This window comes from Trichococcus sp. ES5, from assembly GCF_900067165.1.
In the GTDB taxonomy this organism is placed as follows: domain Bacteria; phylum Bacillota; class Bacilli; order Lactobacillales; family Aerococcaceae; genus Trichococcus; species Trichococcus flocculiformis.
Genome location: NZ_FJND01000003.1, coordinates 169,685 through 184,788 on the forward strand (window position 1 = coordinate 169,685; position 15,104 = coordinate 184,788).

A 15,104-nucleotide genomic window follows, 5' to 3' on the forward strand; every position below is an offset into this window, starting at 1 on the left:
TTTGTTGTAGTTTTTTGTGATTTCTTGTAAAATGGTAAATATACTAAAGAAAACTGGGGTGTCGCTATGAGTTCGAAAGATGAAACGATGTTGTTCAATTTTGATGACAATCTTAAAAAGAATGTACAAGAGACATTAGCCCTTGTTTATGACGCATTGGAAGAAAAAGGATACAACCCTATCAACCAGATTGTGGGATATCTGCTTTCTGGAGATCCGGCTTATATCCCGCGTCATAACGATGCCAGAAACCTGATCCGTCGTCACGAACGTGATGAAATAATGGAAGAATTAGTAAAAAGCTATCTTTCTGGAACAGGCAGAGTCATCCAATGAGGCTTATGGGCTTGGATGTCGGATCCAAAACGGTAGGAGTGGCTATCAGTGATCCGATGGGATGGACGGCGCAAGGGATAGAAATCGTCAAAATCGATGAAGCTAATGGAGAGTTTGGCCTTGCTCGTATTGCCGAATTGGTTAAGCAGTACGAAGTCGAGAAGTTTGTGCTCGGCTTGCCGAAGAATATGGATAACAGCATCGGGTTTCGGGCGGAAGCTTCCATTGCCTACGGAAAGTTGCTTGAAAAAGAGTTAGGCTTACCCGTCGATTACGTTGATGAGAGATTGACTACTGTCCAAGCAGAAAAAATGTTGATCAATGAAGGAAACGTTTCCCGAAAAAAAAGGAAAAAAGTAATTGACAAACTTGCTGCTGTCATTCTTTTGCAGAATTATCTGGACAGCCAGTAAAGAGAGTGGTTTTTTTGACCTTTTTGCGTTACAATATCCTTTGTTTGAATGAAAAAACAATACTTAGATAAAGAGGTGCATACCATGACTGACCATAATCACGATCACGATCATGACCATAATCACGACCACGACCATGACCACGAGCACATCACTATCGTGGATGAGAACGGAAATGAAGAGTTATTCGAAATCTTATTCACTTTCGAATCAGAAGATTTCGGAAAGTCCTATGTTCTGGTTTACCCTGCAGGAACTCCTGAAGGGGAAGAAATCGAGTTGCAAGCCTATTCTTATGTTGAGACAGAAGATGGCGGAGAAGGCAATTTGGAACCAATCGAATCGGATGCAGAATGGGATATGATCGAAGAAGTCCTGAACACATTTATGGAAGACGAAGATCTTCAATAATAATGTAAGTGACTTGTAAGGAAAACAAGGAAGGATCGGGACAAATAATATTGTCTGGATCCTTTTTTTGTTGCGGGATCGCTTTTTTGAATTTTTGGAATCCGAATGGACACGAACTGAAAATCTGATGAGAAACCTGTCCAAGATGTTCCGGATGTCTATGCAAATAGCGAAAAAGATTCAATTTAGATTGGTTTTCGTGTATAATTACGGAAGTCGAATGGCTAGTAGTGCATAAAATAGCCATATACTCAAGTAAGGAGGGCCTTATCTTTGTCACAAAATGATCAGCAAGAACCTCAAGGGCAACAAAAACTCATTCGTCCTACGTTGGAAAAAGAAGCCGTAGACAAAATGAAAATTCGCAGAAAAGAACGGTCACTAGTGCGGAAAATTGTCTTTGCAATCGTAACGATAGGAATCCTTTTAGGGCTCATCGTTGGCTTTGCAGGCTACAAATATATAACAGATGCACTTCAGCCACTGGAGCCAGAAAGTACGGAAGTTATAGAAGTGGAAATTCCGATAGGGACATCCACAAAAGGGATTACACAATTGTTGGAAGAAGGCAACGTCATAAAAAATGCTACCATCTTCAACTACTACATCAAGACGCAAAATGTTTCTGATTTCCAGGCAGGCTTTTATGAATTATCGCCTTCTATGAGTCTGGATGACATCATTGCGTCGCTTCAAGCAGGTGGCAGCCCTGTCCCGCAATCGAGCGATCATAAAATAATCGTAAGAGAGGGTAATACAATCGAAGAAATCGCAGCGGAAGTCGAAGAGAAGTCGGACTTCACTGCTGAGGAATTCTTGGCGAAAGTAAATGATCCGGATTTTTTGGCGAATGCGACTGCACGATACCCTGATATTTTGACGGAAGTCTCGCAACGCACTGATACGCGTTATCGTTTGGAAGGATACCTCTACCCGGCTACTTATGATTATCTGAACGGAAGCGGTTTGGACGAAGTCATTATGCAGATGCTTCAAAAAACGGATGATGTGATTAGGCCATATGCAGAGCAAATCGCTTCTTCAGGCTATACGCTTCATGAAATTCTGACAATTGCCTCTCTTGTCGAAAAAGAAGGTGTCACTCCGGAAGATCGTGCGAATATTGCCGGCGTATTCTTTAATCGTTTGGAAATCGATATGCCGTTACAGTCGGACATCAGTATTCTCTATGCTCTTAATGAGCATAAGGAACTAGTGACTTTCAAAGACCTTGAAATAGATTCGCCATACAACCTGTATAAAAATACAGGAATGGGACCAGGTCCATTCAATAGTCCGAGCGAAGGGTCCATTCAAGCCACGTTGTCCCCAGCGGATACAGAATATCTGTATTTTGTTGCAGACACAGAAACCGGTATTGTTTATTTTTCCGAAACATATGAAGAACATTTACAGTTGCAAAATCAATACGTAGATAGCGAATAAGCCGAATATAATGCGTTTCAAAAAGAGAGGAAGTATACACCAGTGAGAAGACCTATCGTTATTGGGGTGACAGGGGGATCGGGAAGCGGAAAAACCAGTGTCAGCAGGGCCATCTTAGACAAGTTCACCGAAGTTTCCATTTTGCTGTTGGAACAGGATTTTTATTATAAAGATCAAAGCGAGCTACCGTTTGAGGAGCGTTTAAAAACAAACTATGATCATCCGTTTGCTTTTGATACGGATTTGTTCATCAAAGATCTTCAAAAATTAATCCAATACGAGAGCATTGAACAACCAGTCTACGATTACTCCAAACACACGCGAAGTGATCAAGTAATCCATCGCGATCCGAAAGAAGTCATAATCGTTGAGGGAATCCTCATCTTAGAGGATAAGCGACTGCGCGATCTGATGGATATAAAAGTCTATGTGGATACGGACGATGATATCCGTATTATCCGCAGAATCAAGCGCGACATGGAGTCAAGAGGCCGGACTTTAGACTCTGTCATCCACCAATATCTGACAGTGGTCAAGCCAATGCATCAACAATTCATCGAACCAACCAAAAAATTTGCCGATATCATCATTCCTGAAGGTGGGCAAAATCAAGTCGCGATTGATCTGATGACTACAAAAATTGCTTCAATTTTGTCTGAAAAAGCAGAATAAAAATAAATCACAGTAATATTTTAAAAATATAATTGCTTTTACTGGAATTAAGTGGTATTTTATATTCACTATTAATTAGGCAGCCAATCAACGATATAGAGTTACAGGAAATGATTATTTCTCTTTGCATGAAATGCTGCCTGTTCTTTATATTGTGAATTGAATCATTACTTAAAAGGGGCATATTTCTTATGATCGAAAAAGCATATCCGATGACAGCTGAAGGTAAAGCTAAATTAGAAGCTGAACTTGAAGATTTAAAAGTGAATAAAAGAAAAGAAATCGTTGAACGCATCAAGATTGCCAGAAGTTATGGGGATCTATCCGAAAATTCGGAATATGAATCCGCAAAAGACGAGCAAGCTTTCGTTGAAGGCCGCATCACTACGCTAGAAAAAATGATCCGTTTTGCGGAAATCATCGAAGTGCAAAACGTCGACACTGATATGGTTTCACTTGGACGCAAAGTGACATTCGTGGAATTACCGGATGGCGATGAAGAAACGTACATTATTGTCGGTAGTGCAGAAGCAGATCCGCTGGAAGGCAAGATTTCAAACGATTCTCCGATCGCTAAAGCTTTGTTGGGCAAGCATATCGGTGAAGAGGTTGTCATCGGTACACCAGGCGGCGATATGAACGTGAAGATCGTCAGAGTGGAGCAAGCTTAGACGCAGCAATCAAGAAGAGGGTAGGACAAAAATCATTCGGAATGATTTTGCTGTCCTATCCTCTGTTTGTTTATGCTGGATAGGATCGTACGACTTTAGTCGTACGATCCTATCCATCCTTAGCTCACTGCCAAATTATTCAAGGTAATCTATAATAGTGTAAGCAGGTAGTCAGGCTAATATTCAGCAAAAAATGTAAACTAGTTTATGGTATACCACAAAGGAAGGAGGGCCTGAGATGAAAAAGAGTGCCCTAAAATTATTTTTGCTCATGGAAGGGTTATTGGGGTTGGCCGTCCTGTTTCAATTGGTGCAGGATACCGATTTGCTGCTGGTTTTTCTGTTCGGGCTAATCTTCATCAAATTTGGTGCCGCTAAAAGCGAACGGCGCCAGATTCTTGGCTTGGTAGGCTGGTTTATGGTAGGCATGAGCATACTTTCCACTTTCTCGGTGTGGCTGATGCTGATTCTTCTCATACTGTTCGTTGTTATCCATGGGAAAGGAATCTGGTCTGAGTTGAAGTTGGATTCGTATGTGGACGTACCTTGGGAAGAAAAAGCATTCCGTACTGTCAAAACGAGAGAACCGGGACAGCGGAGCGGTACCAGAAAGCGCCAGAAATGGATTGGAAACACCAGTATCGGGACGGATGTCTATGAATGGGATGATGTCAATCTGACTATATTCATGGGCGATACGATCATCGATTTAGGGAATACGCTGCTGCCGAAAGAGGAAAATATCATCCTGATCCGCAAGGGATTCGGAAAGACCAGGGTAATCGTACCGTTGGGAATCGGCGTGTCTGTTCATCATTCCACCATCAAGGGCCAGCTATCATTCAACGAAGAAGAAATTGACTTGACCAATGAAATGGTCAAATTGTACAGTCAGGGCTATGATGAGGCAAACAGAAAGATCAAAATAGTGTCCAACAGTCTGCTGGGTGATCTGGAGGTGATCTACCTATGAGGAGAAGCGCTATTTTGATTCTGTTCAGCACGATACTCGGCGTTTTTGCCTTCATCGTGGGTGGTGTTTTATTTGCCCTGAGGCCCTACTTAAGCTACCAGGAACTGATTGAGGTGGATCGTTTTTATGTGCCGGCGTTTCTTTACATCATCGTATTGATGCTGTTTGCTGCTATCGTTGTAACCTGGATCGCCCACCTCTACTTAAAAAATCAAGAAAACCGTATTAAAGACAAACTGCATTGGCTTTATCTCGGCAATTATGAGCATGCGGTATTTAACAAAAAACAGGATAAATCACTATTTTTGGATCAGTACTGCCATGCAATCCATGATGAGATCGAAATGCTCCGGAAAAAGATGCTCAGCTTGTCCCGTGAAGTCCAGCAACTGAGCGCACATCCGCAGCAGGTCGGCAATGAAACGAAAGAAGAAATACTCGAGCAGGAAAGGCATCGCATCGCAAGGGAGCTGCATGATTCCGTGAGCCAACAACTCTTTGCCGCCATGATGATGTTGTCCGCAGTCAATGAGCGAGCAGAGGCTTTTCCGGAAAAAATACAGAAACAGATGCGTCTCATCGAAGGCATCATCAACGAATCCCAGTCGGAGATGCGGGCCTTGCTCTTGCATCTTCGTCCAACCAAACTCGAAGGTAAATCCCTGAAAAAAGGGATCGAACAGTTGTTGGTGGAATTGAAGTCGAAAGTCCAAATCGCGATCAAATGGGAAATCGATGATGTCCACACGATGAGCGGCATCGAGGATCATTTTTTCCGTATTGTGCAGGAGTTGCTTTCGAACACCCTGAGGCATGCAAAGGCAAGTAATCTGGAAGTCTATCTGAAACAAACCTTTCAGGAAATCAGTCTCCGTGTTTATGATGATGGCGTAGGATTCGATACCTCAATTGAAAAATCCGGCAGCTATGGCCTAATGAACATAAAGGAGCGCGTGCAAGGGATGGGGGGGAGCCTTAAGATCATCAGTTTCCCCAATAAAGGTACCGTGATCGAAATCCGCATCCCCAATACGAATATGAATAAAAACAGCGCAAGTGCTGAATAGAATAAGCAGAATTTCTGAAAAAAGTTTCTTGAGGAGGGTTCAGTTTGATACGTGTTTTGATTATCGACGATCACGAGATGGTAAGGCTGGGTTATTCGGCCTATTTATCCATCCAAGATGACATTGAAGTAGTAGGGGAAGCAGAAAACGGCTTGATTGGTTATGAAATGGCCTTGGATTTACGCCCGGACATCATTTTGATGGATCTGGTCATGGAAGTCATGGATGGCATTGCTTCGACAAAAGCGATACTGAACGAATGGCCCAAAGCAAAAATTATCATTGTAACCAGCTTCATCGATGACGAAAAGGTTTACCCGGCATTGGAGGCGGGGGCTTGCAGTTACATGCTGAAAACCTCTTCAGCGCATGAAATTGCCGACGCAATCCGTTCCACTTACCACGGCGAGTCTGTCCTAGAGCCGGAAGTCACCGATAAAATGCTGGAGCGTTTCTCGAAAAGAAATATTCGACCGTTGCATGAAGAGCTTACCGCCAGAGAACGGGAAGTGTTGCTGCTCATCGCGCAAGGCTATTCCAATCAGGATATTGCGGATCAACTGTTCATCACACTGAAGACTGTCAAAACGCATGTGTCCAATATTTTGACCAAGTTGGAAGTGGATGATAGAACTCAAGCGACAATTTACGCTTTCAAGCATCACCTGATTCAATGACTCTGAGCAAAGTGTTATAAAATGAGGCTTCCATATGATAAGATAAATATGATAGAGAGTGGAGAGGGGGGCAGGCTGATCATCCGATCAGCGACTAGATGAAAATAGAAATCAGTGAACGCGCACAAAAGTGGTTTGAACAGGAAATGGGCATTTCAGGCAAAAAAGGGGTTCGTTTCCTTGGTAAAGTATATGGCAGCAGCCAAATACATGAAGGGTTCTCCGTCGGGCTTGATGTTGATGAGCCAGTATCTCCGATCGGAAAGGCTGAATACAATGGTATTTTGTATTATGTAGAGGATGCCGATGATTGGTTCTTTAATGGTTATGATCTGCATGTCGGCTTCGACGAGAAACAACGCGAACCGGAGTATAACTTCATCGCACAAAATAAAGAGTAAAATTAAAAAGAGGGCACTGGATTTTTGATCCAGGCCCTCTTTTTGTCTTTGATTCAGTTCTACTATAGTTTTAGACACCCATAACGACGGGTACGATCATAGGACGGCGCTCTGTTTTTTCATACAGATAAGGTTGAATGGCATTCGTAACGGTATCCTTTAATTTTTTCTCGGTGATCGCGTCAGACCCCTTCAGCAAAGAAAGAACATCTTGTCGGACGATGGTCTGCGCTTCATGAATCAGATCGCCTGATTCGCGCATATAGATGAATCCTCGGGACAGGATATCCGGTCCTGCCAACAGATCTTTATTGCGGAAATCGACAGTCAACACTACGACCACAAGACCATCTTCAGAAAGGACACGTCGATCGCGCAACACGATGTTTCCGATGTCGCCGATGCCTTTTCCGTCAACGTATACATCGGCAGCAGGGAAGTTGCCCGCTCGTCTTGCGGAATCAGCTGTCAAAGCAAGGATTTCGCCATTATCGGATATGAAACAGTTCTCAGCCGGAATGCCGACTGATTCTGCTAATTCTGTATGGATCTTCAACATACGATACTCACCATGAACCGGCATGAAATATTTAGGTTTCATCAAGGTCAGCATCAGTTTCTGTTCTTGTTGGCCACCATGTCCGGAAGTATGGACGTTGTTTACTTTGCCGTGAACAACGTTAGCCCCAGCTTCCAAAAGCAGGTTGATGACGCGGTTGACACTGGTTGTATTTCCCGGAATCGGTGAACTTGAGAAAATGACAGTGTCGCCGGGATGGATTGAAATCTGTCTGTGCGTACCATTGGCGATCCGGCTCAATGCAGCCATTGGTTCACCTTGGGACCCCGTACACATAATCAGCACCTTATCCGCCGGAAGACTGTTCAGCTCACGTGTTTCGATGAACAGATCATCAGGAGCAACGATGAAACCCAACTCTCTGGCTGTGCGGAAGTTCGTCTCCATGCTGCGTCCGAATATGGCAATTTTCCGACCGGTTTCGAGTGCGACTTCAGTGACTTGCTGCAGTCTGTAGATATTGGAAGAGAAGGAAGCAAAAATGATTCTTCCTGAAACTTTTTGAATGATGTTTTTTAGGGACTCACCAACAATTTGCTCTGATTGCGTAAATGTGGGTGTCTCTGCATTTGTGCTGTCGCTCAGAAGTAAAAGCACACCTTCTTCTCCGATTTTTGCCATCTTATGGATATTCGCCGGTTTACCGTTCGCAGGTGTGAAATCGAACTTGAAATCGCCTGTGAATACAACATTGCCTGGAGGAGTCTTGACCACGATCCCCATGGTGTCCGGTATGCTGTGGGTTGTTCCGAAGAAGCTGATGCTGGTTTTACGGAATTTGATGACAGAATCTTCATTGATTTCGTGCAGGACCGCATCCCTGAGCAAGCCGTGCTCATCCAGTTTATTGCGGATCATGGCGAGTGCCAATTTGCCTGCGTAGATAGGGACATTCAATTCTTTCAAAAGAAAGGGAACACCGCCGATGTGATCTTCGTGTCCATGAGAAATGAACAAGCCTTTGATTTTGGTTTGGTTTTGCACCAAATAACTGTAGTCGGGTATCACATAATCAATGCCAAGCAGATCATCTTCCGGAAACATGATTCCGGAATCAAGAATGATGATTTCATCCTGGAATTGTATGCCATACATATTTTTGCCTATTTCCCCTAAACCCCCGAGAGCAAATACGCCGACTTCATTGTTTTTTATGTTAGGTTTCATACATTAAACTCCGTTATTTTAAAATCAGGATTTTTTTGCTCATATTCTAAATGGCTGCCTTCCAAAGGCTGGATGAATTCAATGTTGTAGGGGGTATTTTGTTCGACCAATCTCCTGGCTATTACGATGTCGGATGCCTCCACGTAAAGAGATTCCGTGTTCTCTCTCGTAGGTGCATCAAATTTTGCTGGTTGGTATGTTACTTTAAATATCATATAGTTCACTCCATTTTTCTTTTTGTTTTTGATAGTACTGTACTTAAAAATTACAATCTTAGTTTGTTAACTTGGTCAATAGTTGTATTTTTTCATACAATCGATACTGTAAGTTTACCACAATTAAGGCAGTTAGTATAGAAATGACTAGCAAAATCATTTTTGCAGAGGTGCAAGCCTTTCCATTAGTAAAGCAATTCTCTTTCGTTTTTTTTATCAAAAGGAATCAATATTTTTGTAGACTAAAATAGCGAAAATGGCTAGACTAGATAGGAAGGTTTTGACAAGGCCAGAGAAAAAAAGAGTAGAAGCTTTTTTTGCTTGAAAAAAACTGAAGAATTGTTTCTATTAAGGTAGGTGTATCGAAATGTCTTTAATTTGGCGTTATATCAGTCGGTATAACAAATTATTTTTAGTGAATGTATTGGGAGCTTTTGGATTCGTGTTTGTGGAGCTGGGCTTACCCACAATGCTTGCACGTTTGATCAATGAAACGGTGGCTGGCGGAGGGAAGGAGAACATCCTTCGCACGACTGTTTTTATGGTCGGCTTAGTCTTGATCGGTTTTGTTGGAAGGGTCATCGTCGCCTATGCAACCGGAAGAATCACAACAAATATGGTAGCAGATATGCGGAATGACATGTACCAAAATATCCAAACATTTTCTCATGAAGAATACGATCGCATAGGCGTGTCATCATTGGTGACGCGGGTTACCAATGATGCTTTCATTCTGATGCAATTTGCCCAGATGCTGTTGCGTATGGGTTTGATGACTTTCATTATGATGTTCGCGAGTGCTTTTATGATAGCGCGCACGAGTCCGGAATTATCGGTTATCCTATTGCCGGCTTTTCCGGCACTACTTGTGATGATCTTGGTGATCGGCAAGAAATCGCAACCGTTATCTGAGGCGCAACAGCAAAATCTGGATGACATAAATGGCAACTTAAGGGAATCACTTTCCGGTATGCGTGTCATTAGGGCCTTCGTAAAAGAAGCTTTTCAAGCCGAACGTTTTGAGGGAGTCAATAACGCATACAGCTTAGTTTCAAAAAGACTGTTTCGTCTGATGGCCTGGAATCAGCCTGTATTTTCACATGTGATCAACTTGATCATCATCGCCATCGTGTGGTTTGGGTCCGAGCAAATCGAGGGAGGCAGCCTACAGTTAGGTGACATGACAGCTTTCATCGAATACAGTTTCCATGCCTTGTTTTCGTTTCTTAATTTCGCTGTCGTCTTCATGATGTATCCACGCGCCTCGGTTTCAGCGAAGAGGATTCAGGAAGTGTTGGACACAACCAGCAGTATTTCCCCGAACGAAGAAGGAGTTACGGAAACCACGACGCATGGTTATCTGACTTTTGAAGCAGTCAGTTTTGCGTATCCGGGCAATACCGGAACACCGGTGATCAAAGATATTTCCTTTGCGGCGGAACCAGGTCAAACAATCGCTTTCATCGGTAGCACTGGAAGTGGCAAATCAACATTGATTCAGTTAATTCCGCGTTTTTATGATGTCACAAAAGGGCATATCCTGATTGATGGGCATGATGTGCGCGACTATAATCTGAAAGCTCTGCGCAAAAAAATCGGTTTTATTCCACAGAAAGCTTTGCTTTTCACCGGAACCATATCTGAAAACCTTCGCTACGGGAAGTGGGATGCCTCAAAAAAAGAAATCGAAGAAGCGTCCGATATTTCCCAAGCCAAAGAATTCATTGCGCGCAAACCAAAACGTTTCGATGAGCATTTGGCAGAGGGCGGAAGCAATCTTTCTGGGGGACAAAAGCAGCGTCTATCGATTGCCAGAGCCATCGTCCGCAAACCGGATATTTATATATTCGATGACAGCTTCTCGGCTTTGGACTACAAGACGGACGCTATCTTGCGCGCACGGCTCAAAAAAGAGACCGGGAAAGCAACGGTAATCATTGTGGCTCAACGCGTCAGCACGATTATGCACGCAGATAAGATCATTGTGATGAACGAGGGCGAGGTCGTAGGCCAAGGAACCCATAAAGAGCTGTTGCGGAAATGTGAGATCTATTATGATATTGCATCCTCTCAAATGAGTAAGGAGGAACTCGCATGAAAAAAGTGGACAAAAAAACGTTGCTTCGGGTATGGGACTATCTCAAATTTTATAAAATGAAGTTTTTTGGATCCATCCTTTTGAGCATAACCATGACGATATTGAATGTACTGGAACCTTTCATCATCGGATTTGCCATCACGGAAATCGGCAGAAATGTATCGGATATGTTGAAAGGCGTGGAAGGTGCCGGCATCAATTACGATTATTTGTCGAAAGTGCTGCTCATCTATTTTGTTCGGGCGCTGCTTTACCAAGGTACCAATCTCTACTCGCAATTGTTCATGACGGATGTTGTTCAGGACGCCATGCATGATCTGCGTAAGGATCTGAGCAATAAATTGAACCGTTTACCGATTGCCTATTTTGACCGTAACCAATTCGGGGACATATTGAGCAAAGTGACGAACGATGTCGACTCCATCGCCAATGCGTTGCAACAATCCTTGCTGCAGGTGCTGAATGCTGTTTTGGGGATCACCTTCGCACTCATCATGATGTTCACGATCAGTTGGAAATTGGCTCTTACCATGGTCGTGCTGATTCCGTTGGCGAGCACCCTTTCAAAAAAAATCACGCAGCTGTCGCAGCCGTATTTCCGCGGACAGGCGAAATATCTGGGGCAACTGAACGGATTTGTTCAGGAATCGCTCACTGGCTTCTCCATCATCAAGCTTTACGGTAAAGAAGAGGATGCTTATGCTGACTTCCATTCCATCAATGAATCATTGAAAAAGAATGGCTTCAAAGCGGCCTTCATTTCCGGCTTGCTGTCACCTGCTGTGGCGCTCGTAACCAATGCTTCCTATATCATCATCGCTGTGCTCGGGATTCTGCAAGCGATGGCGGGAGTGATGACGATCGGGAATGTGCAGGCTATGGTGCAGTATGTCTGGCAAGTGAACCAACCGATCTCGACAATCACACAGCTGTCGGCCATCATCCAATCGGCTACTTCTTCCATCCAACGCGTCTTCGATCTCCTTGACCAAGAAGAGGAAGTGCAAGGTGCCGTGAAAGCGAGTTTGCCGAAGGAGATCCGCGGAGACGTCACTTTTGAAAATGTTTCTTTCAGCTATGATAAAGAAAATCCGCTGATCAAGAATTTTAACATCGAGGTCAAAAGCGGGGAAACTGTGGCTATCGTCGGTCCGACCGGCGCCGGTAAGACCACGATGATCAATCTTTTGATGCGCTTCTATGAAGTGGATTCGGGATTCATCAAAATAGATGGCCACGACACAAAAGAGCTGACCCGCGCCGATTTGCGCTCCCAATTCGGCATGGTACTGCAGGACGCTTGGCTCTATAAGGACACGATTACAGGAAATATCCGTTTCGGAAAACTGGATGCAACTTTTGAAGAAGTTGTCGATGCAGCGACTACAGCTAATGTCCATCATTTCATCCAGACTTTAGGTGCAGGCTACGATACCGTCATAAACCAGGAGGCCTCCAATATTTCCTTGGGGCAAAAACAATTGCTGACGATTGCCCGCGCTTTTATCGCCGATCCTAAAATCTTAATACTTGACGAAGCGACAAGTTCCGTAGATACTAGACTGGAAGCTTTAATCCAAAAAGCGATGAAACGCATCATGCAAGGCAGAACCAGTTTTGTGATTGCGCATCGACTTTCCACCATCCGTGACGCCGATTTGATTCTCGTCATGGATCAAGGCGAAATAGTCGAACATGGCAAACACGCAGAATTGCTGGAAAGAAAAGGGTTTTACTACGATTTGTATACGAGCCAATTCAAAAACGATTCAGAACAAGAGGAGCAAAAAATTTGAAAAACAAAAAATTCATTTTCTTTGATATCGACGGAACATTGCTGAATGATGAAAAGATGCCACTTGATAGCACTGTCCAAGCGTTGCGCCAACTACAAAAGAACGGGCATGAAATCGCGATAGCGACAGGGCGAAATCTATTTCTGGCGCGAGAGGTCATCGATACGTTCCAATTGGACAATTACATCGTCTGCAACGGCGCTGCAGGTTACTTCAAGCATGAACTAAAGTATGAAAATAAATTGGATTTGACTGCATTCGAAAAATTGCTGCAAGTTTCCGATGAGAGTGGTCATCAGGTGGTCTACGAATCAGCGCATGCGCTGGCTCGTCGCCATGAATCAATCGAGAACAACGCAAACGAAGCGATGCGCAGCATCGAGTTCGAAGTCCCTGACCACGATGTGTCTTTCTATCAAAACAATCCGCTTTATCAAGCACTTTTGTTCTACAAAGAAGAAGAGAAAGCAATCTATGAAGACGGCACTTTTCCGGAATTCCGCTTTGTGCGTTGGCACGACGCCGGCGTCGATGTGTTACCGAATCCGGGGTCCAAAGCACAAACTGCTCTGTGGATGGCGAAACACCTGGGTTTTGCGCATGAAGATACCATTGCTTTCGGGGACGGAAACAATGATTATGAACTCATTTCCAGCGTCGGCTATGGTGTCGCGATGGGAAATGCGGTCGCTCCCGTCAAGGAAGTCGCCAAATTTGTCACAAAAGATTGCAATTCGGGCGGAATTGCCTACGCACTTGAAAAATTAGGCTTGATATAGAAGCGATAATAGGGTATCATATCATTCATAAGGCGTTTTTGCCGAACGCGATTGATACCCTGTTATTCTGGGGGCGTAGCTCAGTTGGGAGAGTGCTTGACTGGCAGTCAAGAGGTCGTGGGTTCGAGCCCCATCGTCTCCATCAAATTAAATTAACAGACCCTAGGAAATTTGATACAGAGCCATTTCTGTGTTTTCTAAGGTCTGTTTTTTTGATCATGCAATGGATCATGTAAGACTAAAAATTCATATATGCATAAATATTTATAAGCACGGGTGTATCAATAACTTAAAGAGGCTAGCTAGAGGGAAGAGATGAAATGATGAGAAAAACAAAATATTATATAACGACGAGGACGAATCGGAAAAATTTCCTTTTGAAATACGGTGACTGGATGTTTAAGTATGTTCCGGAGAGCAAAACCTGGGAAGCATCCGATTATTGGTACGAAGAAATCATCATGAACGCTTCTGCAGATTTTGAGGAGATAACCGAGGAGCGCGCGAAAGAGATAATCGCGGACGACGGTGTCTTTTAAATTTGAACACAAAAATTAGCTACTCATTTTTGTGTTCAAAATAAAGTGGAGCAACCTCTATGGAAACTCCATATTACAATTATTGGCAAAAAGGGTAGGCGGGGGCACAGAGCGGTTTAAGTGTGTGTGTATATCCGCGAATGGAACTTTCCAAACTGCCACGCGCATCACAATCGCGAGATAAACGCTCGCTGGACAAGCTATGGGTGTTCCCGGAAGATCGGTATTTCAATGCCGATATAGTTCACCTGTTTATTTTTGCTTCTTTTTCAAGTACTCCGCACGTAATTTTTCAAGTTGCTGCTTTTTGTCAAATTTGGCAGGCGTCTGTTTTTCATGATACTTCGTCACAGCTGCCTGACCTTTGTAATCTAATTGATATTTTCCCATTTTGTTCACCTACTTTTCTTGACCTTAAAGATAATCTCTTCAACAAATAGATTATACCCTGAATTATTCATAGGTTTTCAGAAAACACCTTGAAATGTTGTTCTATCAACGTATTCTTTATTTCACGTTCACACCCAAAAGGTGTGAAAAAAGAACCCCAATCTGTTATGGTTAATGTACTACCAACAACCAAAGAAAGGGGTTCTCTCAATGGCAACTTTACACGAAAATACGCTAAACTTCAACAAAAAAATGACGGTTACAAATACTGGAGGTAATCTCTCCACGGATGCTGGTCTTGTTTTAGTTAAAGAATTCCTTTATTCAATCGGATTCGAACAGTTGATGGAGAAAGAGCTTCATTTTCAAGACTCCCGTCTTTTACCTACACATTCAAATGAAACCATCCTTGAACAACTGATTTTCCAATTAATTGCAGGCTATGATACCGATGCATCTGCCAACATCTTACG

General features: G+C 43.3%; 17 protein-coding genes, 1 tRNA gene and 1 pseudogene. 16 read left to right on the forward strand and 3 right to left on the reverse strand.

The genetic code is table 11. From position 1 onward, the window contains the following. The first annotated feature begins 66 nt into the window (after positions 1-66). From TES5_RS04330 to TES5_RS04375, 10 genes and pseudogenes are all read left to right on the forward strand, one after another. Complete coding sequence (locus tag TES5_RS04330; RefSeq protein WP_068560171.1) at positions 67-336, forward strand: IreB family regulatory phosphoprotein; 270 nt, start codon at positions 67-69, stop codon at positions 334-336. Beyond that, a complete protein-coding gene (gene ruvX / locus TES5_RS04335) occupies positions 333-749 on the forward strand; it encodes a Holliday junction resolvase RuvX (RefSeq protein WP_068560174.1) in 417 nt (138 codons plus the stop codon). The genes TES5_RS04330 and ruvX overlap by 4 nt, the downstream gene beginning before the upstream one ends. Positions 750-833: 84 nt before the next feature. Further along, the gene (locus TES5_RS04340) at positions 834-1,160 is read left to right on the forward strand and encodes a DUF1292 domain-containing protein (protein ID WP_068560177.1); all 327 of its coding nucleotides are present in this window, start codon (positions 834-836) and stop codon (positions 1,158-1,160) included. 273 nt (positions 1,161-1,433) lie between these two features. Further along, positions 1,434-2,606: an endolytic transglycosylase MltG gene (gene mltG / locus TES5_RS04345; RefSeq protein WP_068560180.1), complete on the forward strand. Its 1,173-nt coding sequence runs from the start codon at positions 1,434-1,436 to the stop codon at positions 2,604-2,606. A 30-nt stretch (positions 2,607-2,636) separates the two neighbouring features. Next, positions 2,637-3,278 (forward strand): annotated as a pseudogene (udk, locus tag TES5_RS04350) (uridine kinase); the annotation flags it as partial. A 191-nt stretch (positions 3,279-3,469) separates the two neighbouring features. Next, positions 3,470-3,949, forward strand: a complete 480-nt coding sequence (greA, locus tag TES5_RS04355; RefSeq protein ID WP_068560186.1) for a transcription elongation factor GreA — start codon at positions 3,470-3,472, stop codon at positions 3,947-3,949. Positions 3,950-4,187: 238 nt separating this feature from the next. After that, positions 4,188-4,922, forward strand: coding sequence for a cell wall-active antibiotics response protein LiaF (liaF, locus tag TES5_RS04360; RefSeq protein ID WP_068560189.1), 735 nt, complete (start codon positions 4,188-4,190; stop codon positions 4,920-4,922). After that, positions 4,919-5,989 (forward strand): sensor histidine kinase, encoded by a 1,071-nt coding sequence (locus TES5_RS04365; RefSeq protein ID WP_068560193.1) that lies wholly within the window; start codon positions 4,919-4,921, stop codon positions 5,987-5,989. The genes liaF and TES5_RS04365 overlap by 4 nt, the downstream gene beginning before the upstream one ends. A gap of 44 nt (positions 5,990-6,033) precedes the next feature. Continuing rightward, positions 6,034-6,666 carry a response regulator transcription factor gene (locus tag TES5_RS04370; protein ID WP_068560196.1) on the forward strand — a complete coding sequence of 211 codons (633 nt, stop codon included), beginning with the start codon at positions 6,034-6,036 and terminating at the stop codon, positions 6,664-6,666. 98 nt (positions 6,667-6,764) lie between these two features. After that, complete coding sequence (locus tag TES5_RS04375) at positions 6,765-7,067, forward strand: HesB/YadR/YfhF family protein (protein ID WP_068560198.1); 303 nt, start codon at positions 6,765-6,767, stop codon at positions 7,065-7,067. Between the two features lie 70 nt (positions 7,068-7,137). On the opposite strand, the gene rnjA is transcribed toward TES5_RS04375, so the two are convergent. Both rnjA and TES5_RS04385 read right to left on the reverse strand, forming a co-directional pair. Next, entirely contained in the window at positions 7,138-8,814 is a 1,677-nt protein-coding gene (gene rnjA / locus TES5_RS04380; protein WP_068560202.1) for a ribonuclease J1, read from the reverse strand. Then, complete coding sequence (locus TES5_RS04385; RefSeq protein WP_068560205.1) at positions 8,811-9,029, reverse strand: DNA-directed RNA polymerase subunit epsilon; 219 nt, start codon at positions 9,027-9,029, stop codon at positions 8,811-8,813. The genes rnjA and TES5_RS04385 overlap by 4 nt, the downstream gene beginning before the upstream one ends. A gap of 367 nt (positions 9,030-9,396) precedes the next feature. Between TES5_RS04385 and TES5_RS04390 the strand changes: the two genes are divergently transcribed. The 5 genes from TES5_RS04390 to TES5_RS04410 all read left to right on the forward strand — a co-directional run bounded on the left by TES5_RS04390 (position 9,397) and on the right by TES5_RS04410 (position 14,241). Continuing rightward, on the forward strand, positions 9,397-11,127 hold the full coding sequence (locus tag TES5_RS04390) for an ABC transporter ATP-binding protein (protein ID WP_068560207.1): 1,731 nt from the start codon (positions 9,397-9,399) through the stop codon (positions 11,125-11,127). Then, positions 11,124-12,923 carry an ABC transporter ATP-binding protein gene (locus tag TES5_RS04395; protein ID WP_068560211.1) on the forward strand — a complete coding sequence of 600 codons (1,800 nt, stop codon included), beginning with the start codon at positions 11,124-11,126 and terminating at the stop codon, positions 12,921-12,923. Before TES5_RS04390 ends, TES5_RS04395 begins: the two co-directional genes overlap by 4 nt. Then, on the forward strand, positions 12,920-13,702 hold the full coding sequence (locus TES5_RS04400; RefSeq protein ID WP_072763709.1) for a Cof-type HAD-IIB family hydrolase: 783 nt from the start codon (positions 12,920-12,922) through the stop codon (positions 13,700-13,702). The genes TES5_RS04395 and TES5_RS04400 overlap by 4 nt, the downstream gene beginning before the upstream one ends. Before the next feature lie 69 nt (positions 13,703-13,771). After that, positions 13,772-13,844 (forward strand) — tRNA-Ala (locus TES5_RS04405). 178 nt (positions 13,845-14,022) lie between these two features. Continuing rightward, on the forward strand, positions 14,023-14,241 hold the full coding sequence (locus TES5_RS04410; RefSeq protein ID WP_068560214.1) for a hypothetical protein: 219 nt from the start codon (positions 14,023-14,025) through the stop codon (positions 14,239-14,241). Positions 14,242-14,493: 252 nt separating this feature from the next. On the opposite strand, the gene TES5_RS15330 is transcribed toward TES5_RS04410, so the two are convergent. Then, entirely contained in the window at positions 14,494-14,631 is a 138-nt protein-coding gene (locus TES5_RS15330) for a hypothetical protein (protein ID WP_086988380.1), read from the reverse strand. A 210-nt stretch (positions 14,632-14,841) separates the two neighbouring features. Here TES5_RS15330 and TES5_RS15505 point away from each other — a divergent pair. Then, the coding region (locus TES5_RS15505) for a transposase (protein ID WP_232309275.1) at positions 14,842-15,104 on the forward strand (263 nt) is incomplete at its 3' end.

Coding starts and splice junctions, on each gene's coding strand:
- rnjA (WP_068560202.1), bottom strand. CDS start 8,814: ATGAAACCTAACATAAAAAACAATGAAGTCGGCGTATTTGCTCTCGGG.
- TES5_RS04365 (WP_068560193.1), top strand. CDS start 4,919: ATGAGGAGAAGCGCTATTTTGATTCTGTTCAGCACGATACTCGGCGTT.
- TES5_RS04410 (WP_068560214.1), top strand. CDS start 14,023: ATGATGAGAAAAACAAAATATTATATAACGACGAGGACGAATCGGAAA.
- TES5_RS04385 (WP_068560205.1), bottom strand. CDS start 9,029: ATGATATTTAAAGTAACATACCAACCAGCAAAATTTGATGCACCTACG.
- TES5_RS04340 (WP_068560177.1), top strand. CDS start 834: ATGACTGACCATAATCACGATCACGATCATGACCATAATCACGACCAC.
- TES5_RS04390 (WP_068560207.1), top strand. CDS start 9,397: ATGTCTTTAATTTGGCGTTATATCAGTCGGTATAACAAATTATTTTTA.
- greA (WP_068560186.1), top strand. CDS start 3,470: ATGATCGAAAAAGCATATCCGATGACAGCTGAAGGTAAAGCTAAATTA.
- TES5_RS04395 (WP_068560211.1), top strand. CDS start 11,124: ATGAAAAAAGTGGACAAAAAAACGTTGCTTCGGGTATGGGACTATCTC.
- ruvX (WP_068560174.1), top strand. CDS start 333: ATGAGGCTTATGGGCTTGGATGTCGGATCCAAAACGGTAGGAGTGGCT.
- liaF (WP_068560189.1), top strand. CDS start 4,188: ATGAAAAAGAGTGCCCTAAAATTATTTTTGCTCATGGAAGGGTTATTG.
- TES5_RS04375 (WP_068560198.1), top strand. CDS start 6,765: ATGAAAATAGAAATCAGTGAACGCGCACAAAAGTGGTTTGAACAGGAA.
- TES5_RS15330 (WP_086988380.1), bottom strand. CDS start 14,631: ATGGGAAAATATCAATTAGATTACAAAGGTCAGGCAGCTGTGACGAAG.
- TES5_RS04330 (WP_068560171.1), top strand. CDS start 67: ATGAGTTCGAAAGATGAAACGATGTTGTTCAATTTTGATGACAATCTT.